This is a genomic window from Roseateles chitinivorans (assembly GCF_002761755.1).
Classification (GTDB): Bacteria; Pseudomonadota; Gammaproteobacteria; order Burkholderiales; family Burkholderiaceae_C; genus Roseateles; species Roseateles chitinivorans.
This window is the reverse complement of record NZ_PEOG01000053.1, coordinates 1-26,189: the sequence shown is the minus strand read 5'-3', so window position 1 is coordinate 26,189 and position 26,189 is coordinate 1. Positions and strand designations below refer to the sequence as shown.

The window sequence follows — 26,189 nt, the reverse complement described above, 5'->3', positions numbered from 1 at the left end:
AGCGAGGTGCCCGGGCCCGCGCGCGATCCGCGCCGCTGGCATCCCGATTGCTCCCAGGGGCGCCGGGCCGCGTATCGTCGCGGTCCGTCATTCACCGGGGACTTCATGCGATCGACGAGGGAATGGATCGGCGCCGCGGCGCTGTGGGGATGGGGCCTGGCCGCCGCGCAGGGCCAACCGGCGGCGTTGCCGGCGGTGGTGGTCACCGGCAGCACCTCCGAGCGCGCGCTGCAGGACGCGCCGTATGCGGCATCGGTGGTCGACGCCGACACGCTGCGTGGCGCCGGTCCGGGTATTCATCTGTCCGAGGCCCTGAGTCGCGTGCCGGGACTCACCGCCAACAACCGGCAGAACTATGCGCAGGACCTGCAGCTCTCGTCGCGCGGCTTCGGTGCCCGGGCACCGTTCGGCGTGCGCGGGCTGCGCCTGTACACCGACGGCATCCCCGCCACGATGCCCGACGGCCAGGGCCAGGTGACGCACTTCGACCTGGCCTCCGCCGCGCGGGTGGAGGTGCTGCGCGGGCCGTTCACCGCGCTGTACGGCAACAGCTCGGGCGGGGTGATCGCGCTGGTGAGCGCGCCGGTGCGGGAGCGCTTCGCGGAACTGGACCTGGATGCCGGCAGCGCCGGGCTGCGCCAGACGAGGATCCAGGCCGGCACGCCCTTCCGCGATGGTTGGGAGGCCCGGCTGGGCGCCTCCCACCTGGAGATCGACGGCAGCCGGCCGCACAGCGCGGCGCGGCGGACCCTGGCGAACGGGCGGCTCGCATGGACCGGCGCGCGTGACCAGGTGCTGCTCCTGCTGAGCGACATCGACCAGCGCGCGCAAGATCCGCTGGGGCTGACCGCGGCGCAGCTCGCGGCCGATCCGGACCAGACCGCGGCGCCGGCGACGCAGTTCGACACCCGCAAGAACGCGCGGCAGACGCAACTCGGCATGCGATGGCGCCATCAGTTCGATGCGGCAGGCCCGCTGGCCGAGGGCGTGCTGACCGCCTATGCCGGCCGGCGCGCGGTGACGCAGTGGCAGTCCATTCCGGTCGCCGCGCAGACGCCGCCGGGCAGCGGTGGCGGTGTGGTCGACTTCAGCCGCGACTACGACGGCATCGACGCCCGCGCGCTGTGGCGCATCGGCGCGGCGACGCTGGTCACCGGCGTGAACACGGAGCGCCAGGAGGACGATCGCCAGGGCTACGAGAACTTCGTCGGCACCGGCGCGGCCCAGCGCCTCGGCGTGACCGGCGCGCTGCGGCGCGACGAAGGCAACGAGGCGATCACGCGCGAGGCGTATGCGCAGCTGGAACTGCCGCTGACGGCCACGCTGAACGCCAGCGCTGGCCTGAGAGCCGGTCGGGTGCGCCTGGCCGCCCGCGACCGCTTCCTGACCAACGGCGACGACTCCGGCGCGATGCGCTACCGCTATGCGACGCCGGCCGTCGGGCTCGGATGGCGACTGACGCCGGCGCTGCTGGTGCATGCCGCCATCGGCCGCGGCTTCGAATCGCCGACGCTCAACGAGCTCGCCTACCGGGCGGACGGGCAGGGCGGCTTCAATGCGGGCCTGCGGCCGCAGAAGAGCACCCAGCAGGAGCTGGGCGCCAAGTGGCGCGCGGGGGAGGTCTCGCTCGATGCCACGGTGTTCCATGTCGCGACCCGTGACGAGATCGGCGTGCTGTCCAACAGCGGCGGGCGGTCGAGCTTCCAGAATGTCGGCCGCACGCGGCGCAGCGGCGTGGAACTGGCCGGCAGCTGGGATGCGACGCCGCGCTGGCGGGCGCAGTGGGCGCTCGGCACGCTGAAGGCGCGTTACCGCGATGGCTTCCTGACCTGCGTCGGCACGCCTTGCCCGTCCGCCAACGTGCCGGTGTCGTCCGGCAACCGCATCGCCGGCACGAACGGCGGCAGCGCCTACGCCGAGCTGGCATGGCGGCCGTTCGAGACGGCGCGCGACGGTGAACTGGCCGTCGAGTGGCGCGGCGTCAAGCGCACCGCGGTCAACGACCTCAACAGCGAATGGGCGGCCGGCTACGGCGTGCTCAACCTGCGGGCGCGCCATGGCTGGACCCTCGGTGCACTGCGGGCCGAGCTGGTCGCGCGCATCGACAACCTGGCCGACCGCCGCTACGCCGGCAGCGTGATCGTCAATGACGGCAACGGTCGCTTCTACGAGCCGGCGCCCGGCCGGGCCTTCTGGCTGGGCCTGTCGCTGCGCGCCGCCTCGCCGGGCGGCGGCTGATCCGGTCTCAGCCCACGGCCGCGCCGGTGATCTGGGCCACCAGGCGCATCAGCAGCGGCGGCTTGAGCGGCTTGGCCAGATGGGCGTCGAAGCCGGCCTGTAGCGCCTGCTGCCGGTCCACGTCGCGCGAGAAGGCGGTCAGCGCGATCGCCGGCAGCCGCTCGCCGGGCTGCTCCAGCCCGCGGATGTCGCGCAACAGGTCGTAGCCGTCGCGGCCCGGCATGCCGATGTCGCTGATCAGCAGGTCGAAGGCGTTGCCGGCCAGGGCCAGCAGCGCTTCGTCCGCGCCGTGCACCACGGTCACCTGCGCGCCGCGCTCGCTGAGGATCAGCTTCAGCATCGCGCCGGCGTCCACGTCATCGTCCACGACCAGCACGCGCAGGCCCGGCAGCACGATCGCCGGGCCATCGCCGGTGCCGGTGCCGGTGTCGCCGAGCGCGCCGAAGACGCTCAGGGCGCCAGGGCCGGTATCGACGTCGGGCGGCGCGTTGTCGGCGCCAGGCAGCCAGAAGCGGATGGCCGCGCCGCGCCCCCGGCCTTCGCTGCGGACGTCCACCCAGCCGCCATGGGCCTCCACGAGGCTCTTGACGATCGCCAGGCCCAGGCCCAGCCCGCCGTGCTGGCGGCTGCTGGCCGCGTCGCTCTGGCTGAAGCGGTCGAAGACATGCGGCAGGAACTCCGGCGCGATGCCCTGACCCTCGTCGCGCACCTCGACGCACACGCCGCCATCGGCGGCCCGCAGCGTCAGGGTGATCGTGCTGCCGCGCGGCGAGAACTTGGCTGCGTTGCCCAGCAGGTTCCAGATCACCTGCTGCAGCCGGCCGCCGTCGGCCAGCAGCAGCGTCGCCTCGTCCCGCAGGTCGAGTGCCAGCCGATGGCCGCTCTCGTCCAGGGTGTGCTGGACCACCGCGACCGCCTCGCGCAGCACCGCGCCGGCCTCGATGCGTTCCCGCATCAGCGGCAGCTTGCCGATGTTGAGCCGGGACATGTCCAGGATGTCGGTGATCATCCGCGCCTGGATCGACACATTGCGGTCGATCGCCGCCAGCCCCTTGACGAGCAGCTCCGGCGGGCTGTGCCGTTGCAGCACATGCGTCCAGCCCATGATCGCGTTCAGCGGCGTGCGCAGCTCGTGCGACAGCACCGCGATCAGGTCGTCCTTCATGCGGGAGAGCCGCTCGGCCTCGCCACGGGCAGCGCGCTCGCGGTCGAGCAGCTCCTGGCGCTGCCGCGCGAGCAACTGCCGCTGCGAGATGTCCGAGGCCATCGCCATGCAGATGCCGGGCTCGATCGGCGGCGAGGCGGTCCATTCGACCGGCACCACGCCGCCGGCGTTCGAGCGCAGCGGGAACTCCGCGCGCGCGCCCTCGCTGCCGAGCATCGAGATGAAGGCCCGCGCGGCAGCCAGGTCCTCGTCCGGAACGAAGTCCGTCAGCAGGCGTCCCACGACCGCCTCACCGTCCTCCACACCGGGCGCCAGGAGCGCCAGCATCGCGGGATTGGCCTCCAGCAGCGTGCCGTCCCCGGCCTTCATCAGGCAGATGCCGATCGGCGCCTGCGCATAGACGGCGCGGAACTTGGCCTCGCTGCGCCGCATCGCCTCCTCGGCTTCGCGGGTGCGCACCAGAGCCTGGATCGTCGACACCAGCACCGCCGGCTCGACCGGGTGGGTCAGGTAGGCATCGGCGCCGGCGTCCAGGCCGCGGACCTTGTCCTCGTCGGTGAGGTAGGCGGCGGTCAGGTGGATGACCGGCAGCCGGAAGGTGCTGGCCTGGGCGCGCAGCCGCCGGCACAGCTCGAAGCCGTCGATGTCGGGCAGGTGGATGTCCAGCACGACAGCGGACGGGCGCTGCTCGGCGGCGCGCAGCGCCTCGGCGCCGCTGGCCGCCTCCAGCGTCGGGAAGCCCGCCGCATTGAGCAGGCGCACCGTGGTGTAGCGACCCACCGGATCGTCGTTGACGACGAGCAGCCGGTGCTGCGAGCGGTCGATGACGTGCGGCTCGGTCATGCGTCGGGCACTTCCCTGACGGCGTCGGTCTCCGTGCCGGTTGCCGCATCGGTCGCGCCGGGCAGCCGCAGCGGCAGCGTCACCGAGAACACCGACCCCACGCCCGGCTCGCTGCTCAGGCTGACGCGGCCGCCGAGCAGTTCCGCCAGCCGCTTGCTGAGGGACAGGCCCAGGCCGGTGCCGCGCAGGCGCTTCTGGATCGGCGAGTCGATCTGGGCGAAGTCCTGGAAGATCGCGCCGTGGAATTCCGGCGCGATGCCGATGCCGGTGTCACGGACGGAGAAGCTGATCTCGTCCGCGCCGTCCGGACCGGCGTCGACCACGGCGCTGACGCGCACCTCGCCCTGCGCGGTGAACTTCAGCGCGTTGGAGATGAAATTGCGCAGGATCTGGGAGAGCTTGGCGTTGTCGGTGAAGAGCTGCGAGACGCCGTGCGGCTCCTCGAAGACCAGCTGCACCTCCGGATTGACCAGCACCGGCTTGAACATGCCGCGCAGCGCCGCGAACAGGTCGACCAGCTCGAACCAGGCCGGCGAGATGTCGATGCGGCCGGCCTCGACCTTGGCCAGGTCGAGCAGGTCGTTGACCATGTCGGCGAACTCCTCCGACGTGGTGCGGATGAAGTTGATCTGCCGTTCCTGCTCCAGCGTCAGCGGACCGTCGACGCGGTCAAGCAGCAGCCGCGTCAGGCTGCGGATCGACGAGATCGGCGTGCGGAACTCATGGCTCATGTAGGCGAGGAAGCGGCTCTTGAGCTCGGTCGCCTGGCGCAGCTGCTGGGCCTGGGTGTCGAGCTCCGCGTACAGCGCGAGCACGCCGCGGTTGGTCTCGTCGAGCTCGGTCTGCAGGGCCTCGACCTGGGCGCGCGCCTCGGCCAGCGCGGCCTGCAGCGCGGCGGCATCCGGGGCGGTGGCCGGGGTGTCGTTCATGGGCGTCATGCGCGTTCCAACTGTCCCAACTGTCCTTCATGGCGCCGCGCCACGACGACGGTCGCATCGTCGCGGCCGCGCAGGTGGTCCCGGGCGATCCATCCGGCGATCACCGCCGGGTCGGCCTGCAGCAGGCCAGGCGTCTCCGCCAGCGACCAGCGGCTGACGATGCCATCGGAGTGCAGCACCAGCACCGCGTGGGGCGGCCAATCGTAGACCACATCCTGCAGGCGACGGACCTGCATCCCGAGCGTGCCGTGCTGCGACATCAGCGAGCGGTCAGCCACGCCGGAGATCAAACGCCCGGTGATGTTGCCGGCGCCGCCGAACCGCAGCGGCGCCCCGCCTTCGCCGAGCGAGACCATCGCGGCGGCGCAGCCGCGCGTGCTGCGCAGCGGCTCGTGCGCGCTGTCCAGGAAGCCGGCCGGCGAGGCGAGCAGGCCCGGCGTCGCCTCGTCCAGCAGCGCCATCAGCCGGTCCGCCGCCAGGGCCGCCTCGGGGCCATGGCCGAGGCCATCGGCCAGCGCCAGCGACCACTGCGCGCCGTCGCGGCGCAAGGCCCAGGCGTCGCCGCTCACCGATTCGCCAGGCGCCGCGAGCGACAGCCCGGCGATGTCGAACGCCGGGGGGCGCGGGGGAACGGTGCTGCGCTCGCCCCGCACCGCGAAGCGGGTCGCGATGACCGTGCCGCGGCCGGGCGCGGAAAACGCGCCGAAGCGGTCGGCCTGGCGCCGGATCGCGCCCAGGCCGGTGCCGGACGAGCCGCCGGTGCTGTAGCCGTCGCGCAGGCAGCGCTCGAGGTCCATGCCATCGCCCCGGTCCAGGGCCAGCACCTGGAGGGCGGGCGCCGGGTCGGGACCGCGCACGGCATCGGGGCCGATCAACAGTTCGGCTTGGCGGCCGGGGCCGACATGCCGGACCAGGTTGGTGCCGAGCTCGGTCACCGCCAGGGCCAGGCGGCCGGCGGCCTCCTCGTCGAAGCCCAGTTCGGCGGCGAGCGCCTGCGCGGCCCGCCGGGCCTCGCCCACCTGACTGACATCGTCGATGGGGAAGCGGCGATGCGGGCGCATGGCTACTTCCAGCGCGTGATCGTCACGCGCGTGCCGCGTCCGGGCGCGGAGTCGATCTCGAAGTCGTTCACCAGTCGCTTGCTGCCGGACAGGCCCATGCCCAGCCCGTTGCCCGAGGTCCACCCATCCTTCATCGCCAGCTCCAGATCCGGAATGCCCGGCCCCTGGTCGATGAAGGCAAGTTGCAGGCCCGTGCGCACGCCGGCCTGGACGAACTGCCAGGTCATCTCGCCACCGCCGCCGTAGATCAGCGTGTTGCGCGACAGCTCGCTGGCCGCGGTGATCATCTTGGTCTGGTCGACCAGCGAGAACCGGAGCTCCTGCGTCAGCCGTCGCACCAGCTGGCGTGCCAGGACGATGTCGGATTCGCCGCGGATCGGCAGCGCGCCGGCGGATTCAGCGGCCGGCACCGGGCGGCTCCTCGATGTCGTCGTCGGTCGGCGCGGCCGCGTCGTCGTCGAGCGCGGCCTGCGCCTGCTCGTCGGCGCGGCGCAGCAGCGCCATGCCGCGCTCGACGTCCAGCGCGGTGCTCACGCCCTGCAGCGACAGACCCAGTTCCACCAACGTGATCGCCACCGCCGGCTGCATGCCCACGACGACCGAGTTGGCGCCCAGCACCCGGGCGATGCCCGAGATGCCGGCCAGCATGCGGCCGATGAAGGAGTCGACGATCTCCAGCGCGGAGATGTCGATCAGCACGCCGGTCGCGCCGGTCTCCTGGATGCGGTTGGCCAGGTCGTCCTGCAGCGCCAGTGCGGTCTGGTCCTGCAGGTCGACCTGGATGGTGACCAGCAGCGTCCTGCCCATGCGCAGGATGGGGATGCGGGTCGTCATGCGGCGCCGCCCGCGGCGGCCTTGGCCTTGGTGACGACGAAGCCGGCGCGCCGCATCGCCAGTGCCAGCGCGTCGGCCAGCGTCGCCTTGGTCGTGATGCCTTCCAGGTCGATGCCCAGGTGCACGATGGTCTGGGCGATCTGCGGCCGGATGCCGCTGATGATCGCGTCCGCGCCCATCAGCCGGATGGCGGTGACGGTCTTGAGCAGATGCTGGGCGACCAGCGTATCGACGGTCGGTACGCCGGTGATGTCGATGATCGCCAGCGCGGAGCCGGTCTCGACGATGCGCTGCAGCAGCGTTTCCATGACCAGCTGGGTGCGGCCGCTGTCGAGCGTGCCGATCATCGGCACCGCCAGCACGCCGTCCCAGAGCTTGACCACGGGGGTGGAGAGCTCCAGCAGTTCCTGCTGCTGCCGGGCGATGATGTCCTCGCGGCTGCGCTGGTAGATGCTGACGGTGTGCTGTGCCATGTGGTCCACCAGGGAGGACACCTCCCAGGTCGCGTCCACCAGCACCGCCGGCTGGTCGCCGAAGCGGCGTTGCAGGCCGGCGAACAGCGGCTTCTTGAGCGCCAGCACGAAGCGGCTGGTGTCGGCGGCCGTCGAGCCTTGGGCAGCGCGCGAGCGCGACAGCCCCGCCAGCACCTCGCGCACCGGCGTCCAGGCGGCGTCGTCGAAGTTCTCGGTATTGCCGCTGGCGCGCACGCCGGACAGGAGGGCGTCCAGCAGTTCGCCGGTCTCGCGGCCCTCGCTGGGCAGCGCGCGACCGCCGGTGCCCAGTTCGGCCTGCCATTCGGCGAGCACCCGGTCGCGCTGGGTGGACAGGAGATCTTCGACGGCGGCGCTGTTCTGTTTCATCGGGTCCTCTGGGGCGCGGTTGACGCCGGGATGGGCAAAAAAAGTGCGCGGCATGGCGCGGCGGGCGCGATCCTACTCTGGCGCTTCACACGTCCCGATGTCGTCGGGCGAGGATCGGGGGCGGGAATGTCCCGAGACGGCGTGGGCATGCCGGTTGCCCGGTGCCCCTGTCAGAGACATTCGAATGAACGATTGGGAGAACGACGTGGCCGATGAGATCAGCGTGCTGGTGGTGGACGACAAGCCGCAGAACCTGCTCGCGATGAAGGCGTTGCTGGCCGACTCGGGGCTGCGCGTGCTGACGGCGGAATCCGGTCCCGCCGCGCTTGAACTGCTGCTGGTGCACGACGTGATGCTGGCGCTGCTGGACGTGCAGATGCCGGGCATGGATGGCTTCGCGCTGGCCGAGCTGATGCGCGGCGCGGAGCGTACACGGCACGTTCCGATCATCTTCCTGACCGCCGGCTCGCAAGAGTCGCAGCGCAGCTTCAAGGGCTACGAGGCCGGGGCCGTCGACTTCATCTACAAGCCGGTGGACGCGCATGTGCTGCGCAGCAAGGTCGCCGTCTTCGCCGACCTGCACCGCCAACGCCTGCTGCTGGCCGAGCGCATCGTCGAGCAGGAGCGCCTGGCGCGGGTCAATGCGCTGATGCTGGGCGCGCTGAGCCACGACATCCGCAGCCCGCTGTCGGTCATGATGCTCAACGCGGAGCTGCTGATCCGCCAGACCGAGTCGCCCTCGCTGCAGAAGGCGGGCCAACGGGTCAAGGCGGCGGCGATGCTGCTGGGCCGCCAGGTCGATCACCTGGGCAGCCTGGCGCGGCGACCCTGCGAGCTGCTGCAGGTCCAGCCGGTGCGCGGCGACCTGGCCTCGCTGGCGGCACAGCGGCTGGACGTCGAGAGCAACCAGGCCGTGATGTGGGTGCCGCCGGCCTTCGAGCGCCTGGGCGACACCACCGGCGACTTCGATCCGGAACTGATGGCCCAGGCCATCGACCGGCTGATCATCCAGGGCGCCACCCATGCGGGCGACTGCGCGATCCAGATCCAGGTCGACGGCTCGGCCCACCGATCGCTGACGCTGCGGATCAGTTTCGATCGGGTGCTGGAACCGGAAGCCGCGATCCACCTGTTCGGCGGCACCGAACCGGTGTCGGGCATGTCCTCGGCCCAGGTCGGGCCCGGGTTGGAAGAGCCGGAGCGGGTGGCGCGGGCCCATGGCGGCTCACTGATCGGCGCGTCGCGGGCACGGCAGGGCACGATGTTCGAGCTGCTCCTGCCGCGGCTGCAGTCGGAGCGTTGAGAGGCCGTGATGGGGCAGCGGTCCAGCCGTGTCGCGCGGAGTCGCGGAGGCGCGTCCGCGCGCGGCATTGCGTCCTACAACCTGGAACAGCGCGGCCCGACAGACCGCGGCGCGACGCTGGACCACAGTGGAAGCATCGCATCCACATGATGGGGACCGTCATGAAGCCTTGCTCCACCCGCATGATGAAGGCGGCCGTCGCGGCCGCCGCCTGCGTCCTGGCCGGCCAGGCGATGGCCGACATCACGTTCTACGAGGACGAGCAGTTCCGCGGCCGCACCGGCGGCATCGACTCGCAAGTCCGCTTCCTCAAGGAGATCGGCTTCAACGACCGCGCATCCTCGATCGAGGTCCGCGGCGAGCGCTGGGAGGTCTGCGAGGACCCGGACTATCGCGGTCGCTGCCGGGTGCTGCAGCCGGGCAGCTATCCGTCGCTGCGGTCCATGGGTCTGGACAATCGGATCAGCTCGGCGCGCCGGGTGGACGAGCGCGCCGAGGTCGGCCGCGACCGCTACGGACCCGACCCGCAGCCCACCTACTACCGCCGTGGCGAAGAGACGCTGTACCAGGCGCAGGTGGTCTCGGTGCGCGCCGTGATGGGCAATGAGCAGCAGCGCTGCTGGATCGAGCAGAAGGAAGTGCGGGACCGACCCAACGTCGGCGGCGCGGTGATCGGCGGCGTGCTGGGCGGCATCCTGGGCCATCAGTTCGGCGGCGGCGGCGGGCAGGCGGTGACGACCGCGGCCGGCGCGATCGGCGGCGCGGTGGTCGGCAGCAATGTGAACCGCAACGACGTGCGCAATGTGCAGCGCTGCGGAGCGGCGCCCAGTGGCGGCAACCCGCAGTTCTGGGACGTGACCTATCGCTTCAACGGACAGGAGCACTACATGCAGACCCGGCAGCCGCCGGGAGCGACCGTGACCGTCAACGCGCGCGGCGAGCCGCGCGAGTGATCGGCCAGGGTCATCGACAGCCCCCCGAGAGGATCCCTGGGGCCGGCCGGGACGAGGGCGCGCTAGCATGCGCCCCCGCCCCGGCCGCCCCGTTTGCGCATTCATGAACACCACGACGACTTCCGGCCCCTTGACCGGCGCCCACAGCGCCAACAGCGCCAACAACGCCCACTTGGGCGGCGCGCTCGCCCGTCGCCACGAATGGCTGCCGCTGCCCACGCTGCTGGGCTTCGCGCTGGCGGTGCTCACCATCCTGGTCACCGCCACCTTCTCATGGCGCACCCAGCGGGCACAGTCCGACGCCGCCGACGCGATGGCCCGCACCCTGGCCGTGCAGGAGCAGATCCAGGCGCTGGGCTCGGCGATCAAGGATGCCGAGACCGGCCAGCGCGGCTTCCTGATCACCGGCCTGGACAGCTACCTGGTGCCGTTCAACACCGCGCAGGTGACGCTGCCGGCCGCGACCGAACGCCTGCGCGCGAGCTTCCAGAACTACCGTCCGCAGCTGGCCCGGCTGGAGATGGTCGAGCAGCTCGTCAAGGCCAAGATGACCGAGATGGAGGAGTCCATCGCGATGCGCCGCAAGGGCGACGGCGTCGGCGCGGTGACCGTGGTCCAGGGCGACCGGGGGCGCATCCTGATGGAGCGCATCCGCGCGCTGCTGGGCGAGATGGAGCGCGAGGAGCGGGATCGCGCCGCCGAGCGTCGCGCGCTCTGGGACACGGCGGTCCAGCAGACCGCCGGGGTGATGTGGGGCGGCTCGGCGCTGCTGCTGGTGCTGACCGCCGTCGCCGCGGCCCTGAGCGCACGCGCGCATCGCGCTGCCCGGACCGAGGAATGGCTCAAGGCCGGCCTGGCCGGCCTGGGCGTGGAGCTGCAGGGCGACCCGCAGGTGGAACGGCTCGCCGACGTGGCGACCAGCTTCCTTGCGCGCTGGACCGACGCCCGCGTGGGCGCCTTCTACGTCACCCAGGACGACGGCAGCTTCCTGCGGGTGGGCGGCTATGCGCTGCCGGTCGCGGTCGAAGGCGAGGCGGCGCCGGTGGTGCGCGGCGGGGACACGCTGCTGGGACAGGCCGCCCGCGATCGCCGGCCGGTGCATGTCACCCACTTGCCGGCCGACTACCTGCCGATCACCTCCGCGCTGGGACGGGCGGCATCGACCGAACTGCTGATCGCGCCGGTCGGCGTGGACCGGCGCCTGCAGGGCATGGTCGAGCTCGGTTTCCTGCATCACATCGGCGAGGCCGAGCGCGAGCTGCTGGTCCGGGTGGCGGAACCGCTGGCGATGGCGCTGCGCGCCGCCAAGGACCGCAGCCGGCTCGAGTCGCTGCTCGAGGAGAGCCGCCGCCAGGCCGAGGAACTGCAGATGCAGCAGGAGGAACTGCGGGCCAGCAACGAGGAACTGGAGGAGCAGGGCAATGCGCTGCGCGACTCCCAGTTGCGGCTCGAGAAGCAGCAGACCGAGCTCGAGGAGAGCAATACCCAGCTCGAGGAACAGGCGCGCCAGCTCGAGTTGCAGCGGTCGGACCTGACGCAGGCGCAGGCGCTGCTCACCGAGCGCGCCGAGGCGCTGGAGCGCTCCAACCAGTACAAGAGCGAGTTCCTGGCCAACATGAGCCACGAGCTGCGCACGCCGCTGAACTCGACCCTGATCCTGGCCAAGCTGCTGGCGGACAACAAGGACGGCAACCTGACCGACGAGCAGGTCCGCTTCGCGCAGACCATCAGCTCGGCCGGCAACGACCTGCTGGCGCTGATCAACGACATCCTGGACCTGTCCAAGATCGAGGCCGGCAAGGTCGACATGCAGATCGACCGCGTGTCGCTGCCGCGCCTGCTGCAGCAGTTGACGCAGGTCTTCGCCCCGATCGCGGCGCAGCGCAACCTGGCCTTCGGCCTGCAGCTCGCGCCCGGCGCGCCCGAGTGGATCGAGACCGACGAGACGCGCCTGGGCCAGATCCTCAAGAACCTGCTGTCCAACGCGCTGAAGTTCACCGAGCGGGGCTCGGTGCGCATGGAGGTGGGCGCCACCGCCGACGGGCGCATCGCCTTCGCGGTGACCGACACCGGCATCGGCATCCCGGCGCACCAGCAGGCGCCGATCTTCGAGGCGTTCCGGCAGGCCGACGGCAGCACCCACCGCAAGTACGGTGGCACCGGGCTGGGCCTGTCGATCTCGCGCGACCTGGCGCGGCTGCTCGGCGGCGACATCCACCTGCGCAGCGCGCCCGGCGAGGGCTCGACCTTCAGCCTGGTGCTGCCGCCGACCCACGAGCTGCCCGCCGACGGCCAGGTGCAGCGTCCGCTGTCGCCGGCGCAGGCGCCGATCACCGCGCCGCCGGCCATCGCCGCGTTCGAGGCGGCGCTGCCGTCGGACGGCGAGGCGGAGGAGGGCGCCGACGGCCTGGCGGTGTCGCTGCTGCGCGAGCCGGCGCCGGCCGCGCCGGAGCCTCGGCTGCCGCAGCTCGACGACGACCGGCTCTCCTGGGTGCCGGGCGACCGCGCCATCCTGGTCATCGAGGACGACCAGCGCTTCGCGCTCATCCTGCGCGACCTGATCCGCGAGATGGGTTTCGTCTGCCTGATGGCGCACACGGCCGAGAACGGCCTGTCGGTGGCCCAGCGCTATGCGCCCAGCGCGATCCTGCTGGACATGAACCTGCCCGACCACTCCGGGCTGGGCGTGCTGGACCGCCTCAAGCGCGAGCCGCTGACGCGGCACATCCCGGTGCATGTGATCTCGGTGGCCGACTACACCCACGAGGCGCTCGAGCGGGGCGCGGTCGGCTACGCGCTCAAGCCGGTCAAGCGCGACGAACTGGAGGTCGCGCTGCAGCGGCTGGAGGCCAAGTTCTCGCAGCGCCTGCGCACGGTGCTGGTGGTCGAGGACGACGCCCGCCAGCTCGACAGCATCCGCCACCTGCTGGCCGCCGACGAGGTCCGCATCCAGGGCGTGTCCACCGCGGCCGAGGCGCTGGAGGCGCTGCGCCAGTCGACCTTCGACTGCATGGTCATGGACCTGAACCTGCCCGACATGAGCGGCTACGACCTGCTGGACCAGATGGCGCGGCAGGACGATGTCGCCTTCCCGCCTGTGATCGTCTACACCGGGCACACGCTGTCGCCGCAGCAGGAGCAGCAGCTGCGGCGCTACTCGCGCTCGATCATCATCAAGGGCGCCCGCTCGCCCGAGCGGCTACTCGACGAGGTGACGCTGTTCCTGCACCAGGTGGAAGCCCAGCTGCCGCCCGAGCGCCAGCGCATGCTCAAGGAGGTGAGGGCGCGCGACAACATGCTGGAAGGGCGGCGGGTGCTGATCGTCGAGGACGACGTGCGCAACATCTTCGCCCTGTCGGCGGTGCTGGAGCCCAAGGGGGTGAAGGTGGACATCGCGCGCAACGGCCGCGAGGCGCTGCAGCGGCTCGCCGCGCCGCTGCAGGGGCCGGGCGCGATGGCGCCGGTGGACCTGGTGCTGATGGACATCATGATGCCGGAGATGGACGGCTACACCGCGATGCGCGAGATCCGCGCGCGGCCCGAGCTGAAGCGGTTGCCGATCATCGCGCTCACCGCCAAGGCGATGAAGGACGACCAGGAGAAGTGCATGGCCGCCGGTGCCAACGACTACATCGCCAAGCCGCTGGACATCGAGAAGCTGCTCTCGCTGGTGCGGGTCTGGATGCCGCGCTGAGGACGACCGGCCGATGGCGCACGGAGCCCCCGAGCTGGACATCGAGGTCCGGTTGATCCTGGAAGCGATCTACGAGCGCTACCACTACGACTTCCGCGACTACGCCGGCACCTCGCTGCGCCGCCGCCTGAAGGCGGCGATGCAGCGCTTCCACTGCGCCAACCTGTCGCAGCTGCAGGGCCGGCTGCTGCGCGAAGCCGAGGTCTTCCGCTCGGTGCTGGCCGACCTGACGGTGCAGGTCAGCGAGATGTTCCGCGACCCCGAGTACTTCCGCGCGCTGCGCGAGCAGGTCGTGCCGGTGCTGCGCACCTTTCCGTCGCTGCGGATCTGGGTGGCGGGCTGCAGCGGCGGCGAGGAGGCCTACTCGATGGCGATCCTCATGAAGGAGGAAGGGCTGCTGGAGCGCACGCTGATCTACGCGACCGACATCAGCCACGAGGCGCTCGCCCAGGCGCAGGCCGGGGTGTACCGGATGGACCAGGTGCCGCTGTTCTCGGAGAACCACCGCGCCTCGGGCGGACGGGGTTCGCTGTCGGAGTACTACACCGCGGCCTACGACCATGTGCTGATGGACAAGTCGCTCAAGGAGCGCATCGTCTTCAGCGATCACAGCCTGTCCACCGACAGCGTCTTCGCCGAGGTGCAGCTGGTGTCCTGCCGCAACGTGCTGATCTACTTCAACCGCGCGCTGCAGGACCGGGCACTGGGCCTGTTCAGCGAGGCGCTGTGCCGCAATGGTTTCCTCGGCCTGGGCGCGCGCGAGACGCTGCGCTTCTCCGCGCACGCCGGCGATTTCGTCGAGATCGCCGCCAGGGAACGCCTCTACCAGAAGCGCCCCGGCTGATCGCCGCCGGCGCTGCCCGCGCCGATGCCCGCGGTGGCACTCCTCTCCGCCGCCTCCCGCCTGCCGGGCCCCGCCCTTGCCGAATTCCTGCATCGACCACACCGGTCTTGCAAGGAGAACCCCATGGCCACCAGCAGCATCCTTGGCGGCGAGACCGCCCCGACGCAGTCCAAGGGACGCGGCACCGATTCGCTCGGCCCGAGCGACAGCTCCGACAGCGGCAGCGACGTGCTGGGCGAACGTCCGCTGAGCACGCGACCGGACGACCCGGACGAACTCGGCGCGACCCCCGCCGATCCCGCCAGCGACACCGACCGCTTCGGCACCGGCGAGCGCGGCTCGGCGACGCCGGGCGGCGCGACCGACGCCGCGGACATCCTGCCGGACCGGGTGAGCCACTCGCCGGCCCCCGAGGATGTCGACGCCTCGATCGACGTCGAGGACCTTGCCAGCGGCGACGATCCGTCGGCGGGGCCGGATCCTGAGCACGAGGACGACACCACGACCTGAAGCGTGGGTCCGCGATGCCCGGCGTGACCGGCGCACTGGCGCACTGGCGCACTCGTGGTGTCGGATGTCGTGAAGAGAAGCCGCCGGCAGCGCGCGCGCGCCGCCGGCGCCGCTCAGCCGCGGCCGTTGCGGAATCGGTGCGGCGAGGCCCGCCGTGCGTCGCGCCCAGGCGTCGTCGACGGCGCGCGTTTGCGGGACGCGGCGTCGGCGGCAGAGGTGCGGGCGTGGCGATCAGTGGGCATCGCGGCTCGAGGGCAAGGGTGGTGCCCGCCTGCCGGGCCCGCGGAACGCGCTCAGAGCGCGCCGATGAAGAGCATCGAGGCCAGCACGCCACCCGCCAGCGCGATGAGCCACAGGCGCAGCGGCGCGGGCTCCTGGCGCGGGCGTCGTTGCTGGTGACGATGCGTCAGGAAGCAGGCCACCGCGGCGCCACCGGCCAGCAGGAAGACCAGCGCGAACCCCAGTCCCTCCACCGAGCGGTTGTGGTGCAGCGCGAGCGCCAGCACGATCTGTCCCAGCATCAGCCCCGCGATGCCGGAGGCGGCGGTGGAGGTGAGGGCGGCGGAAGCGGCGGAGCGGACGGGCTGGGACATGGCAGGCGGCAAGGCGTGTCGGAGGCGATGCGCGATTGTCCGGTGCGGCGGCGCCGAGGCGGACGCCGAAAAGCGCCCGACGAGCGCAGTAATTCGCGCTGACACGTCGCGGAGAAGCCGGGCCCGGCCCCGATGGCATCGGGGATGTCGCCCGCCGCGCACATGCGGCATCCCGCGAACGCGGGGGCGTTCCAGGCACGCCGGGGCCTGTTCGTCGCACCTTCCGGGTACAGCGCCGGGCCGTGGCCGTTTTTATGTGGGTGGACGTACAGACGCTCTCTGGAGGGGTGGTGACACTGCGCCGTCCGCGATTGGCGGACATCTTTCTATCGGAGCAACCACCATGACCCTGCCTTTGCTCTCCCGCAAGCCTGTGGCGTTCCAGCGCACCCTGCTGGCCCTCGCCCTGGCCGCCGTCAGCGCCAGCGCTTCCGCGCTGCCGCAATTCACCTGGGACCCGGCCACCGCCGGCTTGAACGGCTCGGCGTTCACCGCCGACAACCTGCTGGTGTCGAACTACTCGACCATCACCTTCGGGGCCGGCAACACGTTCACCGAATCGGGCTACCTGTCCGTCAGCGCCGCCCAGCTGGGCGGCATCACGCTGCCGTCCAACGGCCTGAACTCGGACTACGGCTTCTACATCCAGTTCAGCGGCAACGGCACGCTGACGCAGGCCGGTGACCCGGGCTCGGTGTCCACGGTGGGCACGCTGACCTCGCTGACCTACACCCTGTACGGTTACAACGGCACCTCGTCGTTCGGCTTCTCGGGCAACACCCCGACCGAAACCGCGACCGGCGAAGTCGCCCTGGCCAGCGGCTCGCTGCTGCTGGGCACGGTGGCGACCACGCCGCTGGGCGACGGCACCTTCAACCCGTCGGCCAATGCCAAGCTGACGCTGAACTGGCTGGTGCCGGGCTTCCAGACCTCGCTGCCGCTGTACGACATGGCGCTGACCTCGTTCTCCAACACGACGTCGCAGGTCGAGCCCTTCGCCGGCGGATTCCGCATCCGCCAGGGCGGCGGCTCGATCAACTTCGCCGCCGCGGTGGTGCCGGAGCCTTCGACCTACGCGATGCTGCTCGCCGGTCTGGGCGCCATCGGCTTCGTGGCGCGCCGTCGCGGCCGCACGGAGAAGTGATCGTGCGACCGGTCCCTTCCGGGGCTGGTCCAGGTCCAGGGTCCGGAACACGAGGGCATGCGGGTGCCCGGAGGTTCCGGACCGACCCGCGCGACACGGTGACGGTGCGGGCCGGCACCGTGGCGCGCGACACGGAGCGTTCAACCAACGCTCGACGGCGTCCCGTCCCCGACGGGACGTCCACTGCGATGCTTTGAAGCGATGCGAAGAAGCCCTCAGGCCTGCACGGCGATGGGCGCGAAGGTGGCAGAGGTGGCCGCGTTCACGCCGTCGGGGTCCTGGGGCAGCAAGCGCTTGAAGTCCTGCTTGAGCAGGGCGTAGCACTCGCAGGCCCGGGCTTCCAGCCCCGGTCGGTCCAGCACCGCGATATGTCCGCGGGAGTAACGGATCAGGCCGGCGGCCTGGAGGCGCTGGGCGCTTTCGGTGACGCCTTCCCGGCGCACGCCCAGCAGATTGGCGATGAGCTCCTGGGTGACCGACAGCTCGCAATGCCCATGTTGACGGTCCAGGCACAGCAGCAGCCAGCGGCACAGCTGCCGCTCCAGCGAGTGATGGCGATTGCAGACCGCGGTGTGCGCGATCTGCGAGATCAGCGACTGCAGGTAGCGCAGCAGCAGCTGCGTCGACGCACCGGGGCGCATCAACTCCTCGCGCACCAGCGGCACCCGCATGCGGAAGGCCAGGCCGGCGCGCTGCACGACGGCGCGGCAGGCGGGCGATTCGCCGCCCATCGCGGCCGCCAGGCCGGCGGCGCCTTCCGAGCCGATCATCGCGACCTGCGCCGAATCACCGGAATGCGTGGTGTGGATCAGCGACACGATCGCGGTGATCGGGAAATACACATGGGTGGCGGGAGCCCCGGCCTCGAACAGCACGCGCCCCTTGAGCAGCTCGACGGTCTCGAGCTGTCCGGACCAGCGGGCCTGATCCTCCTCGGGCATCTGCACGAGCAGGAGATTGGCGCGGGGCTGGGGCGCGGAAGGAGTTGCGGCAACGGGCAGGGACATCAACAGGCTCCAGGAACTGGACATCGTTCCAACCGAACACGATGGCAATCACCGTGCCCGCCTGACGTAAACCGGGGTGTCTTTTGGTGCCAAGGCGTGCGTCGCCCCCCGGCTTGAAGGGGGCTTCTGATGGCGCGCGGCATCGACCGCCGGCCTGCCGACGCCCGCACGACGCCGCATGCGCCATCTCCGTGCGCTGGCGCACCGATTTCCAGATGCCAGCCGCACAGCGATCTAGGGAGAGGCCCTCCCGGACAGCGTCCCGCTTCCTATAACCGGGAGGCGCCGGCCTCGATGCCGGCGCGCTTCAACGACTCCACACCGAGGACGACATCCATGAATCGATTCTTCTGCCCGCTCGCGGGCGTCGTGCTGGCGCTGTCCGCCGGGGCGGCGCGGGCCGAGAGCATCCTGTTCGTCGGCAACAGCTTCACCTACGCGCAGGGCTCGGCGGTGATGCAGTTCAACCCGGGCTCGGTCACCGACCTGAACGGCACCGGCATCGGCGGCATTCCAGCCCTGTTCAAGGCCTTCACCGTGCAGGCGGGGCTGGATTACGACGTGAGCCTGGAGACCGTCGGGGGCAGCGGCCTGGACCTGCACTACAACACCAAGATGGCGTTGATCGACAAGCCGTGGGACCGCGTGGTGCTGCAGAGCTACAGCACGCTGGACGCGGCCGATCCCGGCAATCCGGCCAAGCTGATCCAGTACTCGGGCCTGCTGGCTGATGCGCTGCATGCGCGCAATGCGGACGTGAAGATCAACCTGATGGCGACCTGGTCGCGCGCCGACCAGACCTATCTGCCCAGCGGCGCCTGGTACGGCGAGTCCATCTACCAGATGGCGCGGGACGTCGACGCGGGCTACCGGCAGGCGGACCTCGCGTCCGATCACATCGACGGCGTGATCCCGGTCGGCCTGGCCTGGAACCGGGCGATGGCGCAGGGCTTCGCGGACACGAATCCCTATGACGGCATCGACCCGGGCACGGTCAAGCTCTGGGCCAACGACAACTACCACGCGAGCCGCTTCGGCAGCTACCTGGAGGCGCTGACGATCTTCGGCCGCATCACCGGCGTGGATCCGCGCAGCCTCGGCGCGGCGGAGACGGCCGCGGCGCAGCTCGGCATCTCGCAGGCGCAGGCGACGGCGATGCAGCAGCTGGCCTTCGAGCAGCTGGCGGCGCCGGTGCCCGAGCCGTCGAGCTGGGCGATGCTGGCCGGCGGCCTGGGCGTGCTGGCCTGGTGGCGTCGGCGGGCTCAGGCCTCGCGCGTCTCCAGCACGTAGCCCATCCCGCGCACCGTGTGCAGCAGCGGCGCGTCGAAGGGCCGGTCCAGCTTGGTCCTCAGCCGCCGCACCGCGACCTCGACGACATTGGTGCCGCTGTCGAAGTTCATGTCCCAGACCTGCTCGGCGAGCTCGGTCCGGGACAAGACCTGGCCCTGGCGTCGCAGCAGCAGCGTCAGCAGGCTGAACTCCTTGGGCGTCAGGTCCAGCCGCTGGCCGGCCCGGTGCGCCTTGCGGCGCAGCAGGTCGACCTCCAGGTCCGCCAGCTTCAGCACGGTGGCCTCGGCCACCGGCGTGGCGCTGGCCCGCCGCAGCAGCGCCTGGATGCGGGCCACCAGTTCGGAGAAGGCGAAGGGCTTGACCAGGTAGTCGTCGGCGCCGGCCTGCAGGCCGCGGACCCGGTCCTCGACCTCGGCCCGGGCCGTCAGCATCAGCACCGGCAGCGTGCGGGTGTGGTCCTGCTGGCGCAGCGCGGCCAGCACGGCCAGGCCGTCGATGCCCGGCAGCACGCCGTCCAGCAGCACCAGGTCGTAGGCGCCCTCGCTGGCCTGGTGCAGACCGTCGACGCCGTCGCGCACCAGGTCGACGACGAAGCCCTCCTGCGTGAGGCCGCCGCGCAGGTATTCGCCGAGCTTGTCCTCGTCCTCGATGACGAGCAGTTTCATTGCCGCCCTCCCTGGCAGGTCGTGGGTCGCGCGGCCCCGGATCGGGGGTGTGAGGACACCGTCAAGTACGCGAGCCCGCGCCTAGAATCGCGCACCATGCCCGACCGGACACCGACCCTCACCGCGCCGCGCGCCGGGTCCGTCAGCGGCAAGTTGCGCGCCATGGTCTGGCTGATCGTGCTGCCGACGCTGCTGCTCTCGGTCATCGCGGGCATGGCGGTGTTCCACACCGAGCGTCGCGCGGCGGTCGCGGCCGCGACCGAGACCGCCGAGGCGCTGAGCCTGGTCACCGACCGCGAGCTGGCGGTGCGGACCGCGCTGCTGCAGGCCCTGAGCGTGTCGCCGAGCCTGGCCGAGGGCCGGCTGGCGCAGTTCCACAAGGAGGCCGCGCGGCTCGTGGCCGGCTCGCCCAGCACCATCGTGCTGACCACGCAGGACGGCCGGCAACTGCTCAACACCCGGGTCGCCTGGGGGCAGCCGCTGCCGCCGGCCGAGGCCTTCCCGGGCCGCGTCGACACGCGCCGCCGGCTGATGGTTTCCAACCTCCATGTCAGCCCGGTCGACCGGCGGCCCAGCTTCGCGGTGCGCGTGCCGGTGAGCGTCGCCGGCGAGGCGATGTTCCTCGGCCTGGGCAGTCCCGTCGGCGAGATGCAGCAGATCTTCCGCCAGCAGCCGCTGCCCGAGGGCTGGCTGGGGGTGGTGCTGGACGGCCAGGGCATCGTCGTCGCCCGTACCCGCGAGCCGGAACGCCGTGTCGGGCAGCGTGCCAGCCCGGACATGCTGGACGCGCTGGCCCGCGCCGACCGGGGCGTCGTGGACCTGCGCACGCTCGACGGCGAACCGGTCTTCACCGCCTTCAGCCGGGCGCCGGACTCCGGCTGGGTGGTGCTGATCGGCCTGAGCCAGGCGGAGCTGGCCAAAAGCGCCTGGGCCGCGTTCGCGATGATGCTGGCGCTGTCGCTGGTCTTCATCGTGCTGGCGCTGGTGCTGGCGCGGCGCATGAGCCGCGCGATCGCCGAGCCGCTGCGTCGCCTGCGCAAGGACGCCATCCGCCTGGGCGGTGGCGGCACGCTCGAGGAGGTCCGCAGCGGCATCGACGAGATCGACATCGTTCAGCGCGCCCTGGCCGTGGCCAGCCGCGAGCGGGCGAGCAGCGAGCAGCGCCTGCGCGAAGAGGTCGACGCCGCCGTCGCCCAGACCCGCAATGCGCAGCAGACGGTGCTGCGCAGCCAGAAGCTGGAGGCGCTGGGCCGGTTGACCGGCGGCATCGCGCATGACTTCAACAATCTGCTGCAGACGATGACCACCGGGCTGCAGCTGGCCCGCCGGCTGAGCAGCGATCCGCGCGCCGACAGCGCGCTGGAGGCCTGCCAGCGCGCCACCTCCCGGGCCGCGCAGCTGACGCGGCAGCTGCTGGCCTTCGGTCGTCAGCAGGTGGGTCATGAGACCGTCATCGACCTGCGCCGCCAATTGCCCGAGCTGATGGCGCTGGCCAGCGGCGCGGTGGGCAGCGCGGTCGAGGTCGCGCTGGCGATCGACGAGACGCTCTGGCCGGTGCGCACCGATCCGGTCCAGCTCGAGCTGGCGGTGCTGAATCTCGCGCTGAACGCGCGCGACGCGATGCAGGGGCGCGGCACGCTGACGGTGTCGGCCCGCAACCGGGTGCTGGCGGAAGGCGATCCGGTCGGCCTGGCGCCGGAGCTGCAGCCGGGCGAGTACGTCGCGATCGCGGTCCGCGACACCGGCGACGGCATGACGCAGGAGCAGATGGAGCGCGCCTTCGAGCCCTTCTTCACGACCAAGCCGGTGGGGCAGGGGACCGGCCTGGGGCTGGCCCAGGTGTATGCGCTGGCGCGGTCGGCGGGCGGCACCGCCGGCATCGTCAGCAAGATCGGGCTGGGCACCGAAGTGACGCTGTGGCTGCCGCGCTCCCACGGGCGGATGGAAGAGGCGGCATCGCCGGTCCCTGCCGACCGGGCCGCGGAGCGGCGCCATGCGGGCACGGTGCTGCTGGTCGAGGACGAGCCCTCGGTGCGGGAGCTCACCGCGCAGGCGCTGGAGGAGCGCGGCTTCACCGTCAAGACCGCGCCGACGGCCGACCATGCGCTGGACCAGCTGCGTGCCGGCCTGGCCGCCGATGTGGTGCTGACCGACATCGTCATGCCCGGCGCGCGCAGCGGCGTCGACCTGGTGCGGACCTTGAAGGTGCTCAAGCCGACGCTGCCGGTGGTGCTGGCCAGCGGTCACCCGGTGCGCATCGAGGAGGCGCCCAATGTGCCGCTGGTGCCCAAGCCCTATGACATCGACGGCCTGGCGGCCGTGCTCGCCGAGGCGATGAACCCGACCCGCTCGCCGGCGGACCTGACGCCGGGCGAGCGCTGACCGCTGAGCGATGACTGCTGATCGCCGACGGACCCGCGGGCGCCCGGCGGCGCGGCGTCAGGCCGGCTTCGGCAGGTCCTTGAGCAGCTTGTCCAGCGTGATCGGATAGTCGCGGATCCGGACGCCGGTGGCGTTGTGGATGGCATTGGCCACCGCCGCCGCGACACCGCAGATGCCCAGCTCTCCGACGCCCTTGGCCTTGAGCGGCGACGAGAGCGGGTCGGTCTCGTCGAGGAAGATCACTTCCTGGTGAGGGATGTCCGCATGCGCCGGCACCTCATAGCCGGCCAGGTCATGGTTGACGAAGAAGCCGCGGCGCTCGTCGACATGCAGCGCCTCCATCAGCGCCGCGCCCACGCCCATGGTCATCGCGCCGATCACCTGGCTGCGCGCCGTCTTCGGATTGAGAATGCGCCCGGCGGCGCAGACCGCCAGCATCCGGCGCACGCGCACCTCGCCGGTGTAGGCGTCGACGGCGACCTCGCAGAAGTGGCCGCCGAAAGTGGACTGCTGGTACTTCTTGTCGAGGTCGCCGAACTCGATCCGGTCCTCGGCCGCGAGGCCTTCGGCGCCGGCGACCTCGCCCAGCGACAGGCTGCGTCCGCCGCCGCGCACCTGGCCGTCAGCGAAGACCGCATCCTTGACGTCGATGCCGGCTTTCCGGGCGACGGCCTCGCGCAGCGCGACGCAGGCGGCGTAGACGCCGGAGGCCGAGCTGTTGCCGCCCCACTGGCCGCCCGAGCCGGCCGACACCGGCAGCGCCGAGTCGCCCAGGCGCACCACCACCTGGTCCAGCCCGACGCCCATCATCTCGGCCGCGGTCTGCGCCAGGATGGTGTAGCTGCCGGTGCCGATGTCGGTCATGTCGGTCTCGACGGTGACGACACCGCGGCGGTCCAGGCGCACGCGCGCGGCCGACTTCATCACGAGGTTGTTGCGGAAGGCCGCCGCCACGCCCATCCCGATCAGCCAGCGACCGCCGGGGCCCTCGCGCCGCTGGCCCGGCGGGGTGCGCCGGTTCCAGCCGAAGCGCTCGGCCCCGGTGCGCAGGCATTCGCCCAGCCGGCGCTGGGAGAACGGCCGGTCCGGCTTCTCCGGATCGACCTGCGTGTCGTTGAGCAGCCGGAACTGGATCGGGTCCATGCGCAGTTGCTCGGCCATCTCGTCGATCGCGATCTCCAGCGCCATCAGGCCGGGTGCCTCGCCCGGCGCGCGCATCGCGTTGCCTTCGGGCAGGTCCAGCACCGCCAGCTTCATCGCGGTCATGCGGTGTTCGCCCGCGTAGAGCAGGCGCGTCTGGGCGACCGCCGTTTCGGGCGAGCCGCCGGGCAGGTCGCCCGACCAGCTCTCATGGCCGATCGCGGTGATGCGGCCGTCCCGGCCGGCGCCGATGCGGATCCGTTGCAGCGTCGCCGGCCGGTGCGTGGTGTTGTTCATCATCAGCGGCCGCTGCAGCGCCACCTTGACCGGCCGACCGGCCGCCTTCGCGCCGAGCGCGGCCATCAGCACGTCGGCGCGCAGGAAAAGCTTGCCGCCGAAACCGCCGCCGATGAAGGGCGAGATCAGCCGCACCTTGTCGCGGGGCAGGCCCAGGGTTCGCGCCAGGTCGCCGCGGCCCCAGTCGATCATCTGGTTGGAGGTCCAGACGGTGAGGCGATCGCCTTCCCAGACCGCCAGCGTCGCATGCGGCTCCATCATCGCGTGCGACTGGTCGGGGGTCGTGTAGGTCTGGTCGAGGCGCACCGCCGCGCGGGCGAAGGCGCCGTCGAAATCGCCGACCCGCGTCTCCGGCGGCATGCCGCCGGGGCCGTCGTCCGCCTTGGGCGGCTGGGCCTGGTCCTTGGCCTTCGCCAGGCTGAAGGCGCCTGCCTCGGGCGCGTACTCGACGCGGATCAGGGCGGCCGCCGCGCGGGCCTGCTCGAAGCGCTCCGCGACGACGACCGCGATGGCCTGGTGGTAATGCGCGATCTCCGGTCCGCCCAGCAGCGCGGCGGTGTTCATCCGTCCCTTGCCGAGCTTGCCGGCGTTCTGCGCGGTCACGACGGCGAGCACGCCGGGCGCGGCTTCCGCCGCCTGGACATCGATCCGCGCGATGCGGCCCTTGGCGATGCCCGCGCCGACGACGACGCCGTAGGCGGCGTCCTTGGCCACATCGTGGCGCTCATAGGCATAGGGCGCGGTGCCGGTGGTCTTGCGCGGCCCGTCGATGCGGTCGCTCGGCTGGCCGACGATCCGCAGCTGGTCGACCGGGTTGGTGGTGGCGGGGGTGTCGAACTTCATGCGGTCCTCCCGGTGTGCCGGGCTTGTGCCAGGACGGCGGTGAGCGTGCGCTCGACCAGCGGCAGCTTGAACGCGTTCTCCGCGGTCGGCGTCGCGCCGGCCAGCAGGGCCTGCGCGGCGGCCGGCACGCCCTGGCGCAGCGCCGTCTCGGCGCGCTCCACGCGCCAGGGCTTGGGCGCGATGCCGCCGACGGCGAAGCGGGTGGCGCCGCCGTCGCGCGGGATCACCGCGGCGACCGAGACCAGCGCGAAGGCATAGGAGGCGCGGTCCCGCACCTTGTGATACAGCTGCGTGCCGCCGAGGGGCCGCGGCAAGGTGACCGCGGTGATCAGCTCATTGGCCTCGAGCGTCGTCTCGATGTGCGGGGTGTTGCCCGGCAGGCGATGGAAGTCGGCGATCGGGATGCGCCGCGCCTGCCCGTCGGGACGCAGGGTTTCGACGGTCGCATCGAGCACCCGCATCGCCACCGCCATGTCGCTCGGATGCGAGGCGATGCAGGCGTCGCTGACGCCGATCACCGCCAGCGGCCGGCTCATGCCGGCGATCGCCGGGCAGCCGCTGCCCGGCTGGCGCTTGTTGCAGGGCTGATCCGGGTCATAGAAATAGGGGCAGCGGGTGCGCTGCAACAGGTTGCCGGCGGTCGTCGCGCGGTTGCGCAACTGGCCGGAGGCACCGGCCAGCAAGGCGCGCGACAGCACGCCGTAGTCGCGCCGCACCCGGGCATCCGCCGCCAGGTCGGTGTTGCGCACCAGCGCGCCGATGCGCAGGCCGCCTTCGGGCGTCGGCTCGATCCGGTCCAGGCCCAGGCCGTTGACGTCGACCAGATGGACGGGCGCCTCGATCTGCAGCTTCATCAGGTCGAGCAGGTTGGTGCCGCCGGCGATGAAGCGCGTGCCGGGCCGCGCGGCCGCGGCGGCGACCGCGGCGGCGGGCGAGGTGGCGCGCTCGTAGGTGAACGGCTTCATGCGGGCCTCCGGTCGCCGGCGCCCGGCACGGGGACGCCGGCCACCTCGGCCATCGCGTCGATGATGTTGGAGTAGGCGCCGCAGCGGCACAGGTTGCCGCTCATGCGCTCGCGCAGTTCGTCGATGGACAGCAGCGGGCGAGCCTGGAGGTCGGGCGTGACGTGGCTGGGCAGGCCGGCCTTGATCTCGTCGAGCACCGCGACCGCGGAGCAGATCTGGCCCGGCGTGCAGTAGCCGCACTGGTAGCCGTCATGCCGCACGAAGGCCGCCTGCATCGGATGCAGCCGCTCCGGCGTGCCCAGGCCCTCGATGGTGACGACCCGGGCGCCCTGGTGCATGACCGCCAACGTCAGGCAGGCGTTGACGCGCCGGCCGTCGAGATGGACGGTGCAGGCGCCGCACTGGCCGTGGTCGCAGCCCTTCTTGGTGCCGGTGAGCCGCAGATGCTCGCGCAGCAGGTCCAGCAGCGAGGTGCGGTTGTCGACGTCCAGCGTGTGGGACTGGCCGTTGACGTCGAGCGTCACGCGGGTGGTGGCCACGAGGTTCTCCTGAGGGCGCGCGCCGGGGCGCGACGGGGTCTGCGCGGCCGCTTCCAGCGGCGCCCCGGCGGCGACCGCGGC

General features: G+C 71.8%; 20 protein-coding genes and 1 pseudogene. 9 read left to right on the top strand and 12 right to left on the bottom strand.

Annotated elements, in window-relative coordinates:
* The first annotated feature begins 105 nt into the window (after nucleotides 1-105).
* A complete protein-coding gene (locus CS062_RS18110) occupies nucleotides 106-2,238 on the top strand; it encodes a TonB-dependent receptor family protein (protein ID WP_099862983.1) in 2,133 nt (710 codons plus the stop codon).
* Between the two features lie 7 nt (nucleotides 2,239-2,245).
* Here CS062_RS18110 and CS062_RS18105 read toward each other — a convergent pair whose 3' ends face one another.
* From CS062_RS18105 to CS062_RS18080, 6 genes and pseudogenes are all read right to left on the bottom strand, one after another.
* A complete protein-coding gene (locus CS062_RS18105; protein ID WP_099862982.1) occupies nucleotides 2,246-4,246 on the bottom strand; it encodes a hybrid sensor histidine kinase/response regulator in 2,001 nt (666 codons plus the stop codon).
* Entirely contained in the window at nucleotides 4,243-5,175 is a 933-nt protein-coding gene (locus CS062_RS18100) for a sensor histidine kinase (RefSeq protein WP_438270487.1), read from the bottom strand. The genes CS062_RS18105 and CS062_RS18100 overlap by 4 nt, the downstream gene beginning before the upstream one ends.
* Nucleotides 5,176-5,180: 5 nt before the next feature.
* Entirely contained in the window at nucleotides 5,181-6,245 is a 1,065-nt protein-coding gene (locus tag CS062_RS18095; protein WP_099862980.1) for an ATP-binding protein, read from the bottom strand.
* A gap of 2 nt (nucleotides 6,246-6,247) precedes the next feature.
* Entirely contained in the window at nucleotides 6,248-6,655 is a 408-nt protein-coding gene (locus tag CS062_RS18090) for an anti-sigma regulatory factor (protein WP_099862979.1), read from the bottom strand.
* Nucleotides 6,656-6,716: 61 nt separating this feature from the next.
* Nucleotides 6,717-7,079: pseudogene (locus tag CS062_RS18085) on the bottom strand (STAS domain-containing protein); the annotation flags it as partial.
* Nucleotides 7,076-7,939 (bottom strand): STAS domain-containing protein, encoded by an 864-nt coding sequence (locus CS062_RS18080; protein WP_099862977.1) that lies wholly within the window; start codon nucleotides 7,937-7,939, stop codon nucleotides 7,076-7,078. The gene CS062_RS18080 and the pseudogene CS062_RS18085, both read right to left, overlap by 4 nt.
* Nucleotides 7,940-8,123: 184 nt before the next feature.
* Between CS062_RS18080 and CS062_RS18075 the strand changes: the two genes are divergently transcribed.
* The 5 genes from CS062_RS18075 (at nucleotide 8,124) to CS062_RS18055 (ending at nucleotide 15,243) form a co-directional block, all read left to right on the top strand.
* Nucleotides 8,124-9,242, top strand: a complete 1,119-nt coding sequence (locus CS062_RS18075; RefSeq protein ID WP_158238831.1) for an ATP-binding response regulator — start codon at nucleotides 8,124-8,126, stop codon at nucleotides 9,240-9,242.
* A 161-nt stretch (nucleotides 9,243-9,403) separates the two neighbouring features.
* The gene (locus tag CS062_RS18070; protein ID WP_233218125.1) at nucleotides 9,404-10,195 is read left to right on the top strand and encodes a beta/gamma crystallin-related protein; all 792 of its coding nucleotides are present in this window, start codon (nucleotides 9,404-9,406) and stop codon (nucleotides 10,193-10,195) included.
* Between the two features lie 103 nt (nucleotides 10,196-10,298).
* Nucleotides 10,299-13,889 carry a response regulator gene (locus CS062_RS18065; RefSeq protein WP_099862975.1) on the top strand — a complete coding sequence of 1,197 codons (3,591 nt, stop codon included), beginning with the start codon at nucleotides 10,299-10,301 and terminating at the stop codon, nucleotides 13,887-13,889.
* A gap of 13 nt (nucleotides 13,890-13,902) precedes the next feature.
* Entirely contained in the window at nucleotides 13,903-14,733 is an 831-nt protein-coding gene (locus CS062_RS18060) for a CheR family methyltransferase (RefSeq protein ID WP_099862974.1), read from the top strand.
* A 123-nt stretch (nucleotides 14,734-14,856) separates the two neighbouring features.
* Nucleotides 14,857-15,243 (top strand): hypothetical protein, encoded by a 387-nt coding sequence (locus CS062_RS18055; protein ID WP_099862973.1) that lies wholly within the window; start codon nucleotides 14,857-14,859, stop codon nucleotides 15,241-15,243.
* A gap of 293 nt (nucleotides 15,244-15,536) precedes the next feature.
* Here CS062_RS18055 and CS062_RS18050 read toward each other — a convergent pair whose 3' ends face one another.
* On the bottom strand, nucleotides 15,537-15,836 hold the full coding sequence (locus CS062_RS18050; protein WP_158238830.1) for a hypothetical protein: 300 nt from the start codon (nucleotides 15,834-15,836) through the stop codon (nucleotides 15,537-15,539).
* A gap of 343 nt (nucleotides 15,837-16,179) precedes the next feature.
* Here CS062_RS18050 and pepA point away from each other — a divergent pair, with 343 nt between their 5' ends.
* A complete protein-coding gene (pepA, locus tag CS062_RS18045; RefSeq protein ID WP_158238829.1) occupies nucleotides 16,180-16,980 on the top strand; it encodes a flocculation-associated PEP-CTERM protein PepA in 801 nt (266 codons plus the stop codon).
* Between the two features lie 215 nt (nucleotides 16,981-17,195).
* Here the strand turns inward: pepA and CS062_RS18040 are convergent, their stop codons facing one another.
* Nucleotides 17,196-17,987: a Crp/Fnr family transcriptional regulator gene (locus tag CS062_RS18040; protein ID WP_099862970.1), complete on the bottom strand. Its 792-nt coding sequence runs from the start codon at nucleotides 17,985-17,987 to the stop codon at nucleotides 17,196-17,198.
* A 336-nt stretch (nucleotides 17,988-18,323) separates the two neighbouring features.
* On the opposite strand from CS062_RS18040, the gene CS062_RS18035 reads away from it, so the two are divergent.
* Nucleotides 18,324-19,277: a PEP-CTERM sorting domain-containing protein gene (locus CS062_RS18035; RefSeq protein ID WP_099862969.1), complete on the top strand. Its 954-nt coding sequence runs from the start codon at nucleotides 18,324-18,326 to the stop codon at nucleotides 19,275-19,277.
* On the opposite strand, the gene CS062_RS18030 is transcribed toward CS062_RS18035, so the two are convergent.
* The gene (locus tag CS062_RS18030) at nucleotides 19,250-19,942 is read right to left on the bottom strand and encodes a heavy metal response regulator transcription factor (protein WP_099862968.1); all 693 of its coding nucleotides are present in this window, start codon (nucleotides 19,940-19,942) and stop codon (nucleotides 19,250-19,252) included. The two genes, CS062_RS18035 and CS062_RS18030, sit on opposite strands and share 28 nt — an antisense overlap.
* A 96-nt stretch (nucleotides 19,943-20,038) precedes the next feature.
* Between CS062_RS18030 and CS062_RS18025 the strand changes: the two genes are divergently transcribed.
* Entirely contained in the window at nucleotides 20,039-22,324 is a 2,286-nt protein-coding gene (locus CS062_RS18025; RefSeq protein WP_099862967.1) for an ATP-binding protein, read from the top strand.
* Nucleotides 22,325-22,381: 57 nt separating this feature from the next.
* Here the strand turns inward: CS062_RS18025 and paoC are convergent, their stop codons facing one another.
* From paoC to paoA, 3 genes are all read right to left on the bottom strand, one after another.
* Nucleotides 22,382-24,604 carry an aldehyde oxidoreductase molybdenum-binding subunit PaoC gene (gene paoC / locus CS062_RS18020; protein ID WP_099862966.1) on the bottom strand — a complete coding sequence of 741 codons (2,223 nt, stop codon included), beginning with the start codon at nucleotides 24,602-24,604 and terminating at the stop codon, nucleotides 22,382-22,384.
* On the bottom strand, nucleotides 24,601-25,569 hold the full coding sequence (locus CS062_RS18015) for an FAD binding domain-containing protein (RefSeq protein WP_099862965.1): 969 nt from the start codon (nucleotides 25,567-25,569) through the stop codon (nucleotides 24,601-24,603). Before CS062_RS18015 ends, paoC begins: the two co-directional genes overlap by 4 nt.
* A partial coding sequence (paoA, locus tag CS062_RS18010; protein WP_099862964.1) for an aldehyde dehydrogenase iron-sulfur subunit PaoA occupies nucleotides 25,566-26,189 on the bottom strand: 624 nt, incomplete at its 5' end. The genes CS062_RS18015 and paoA, both read right to left, overlap by 4 nt.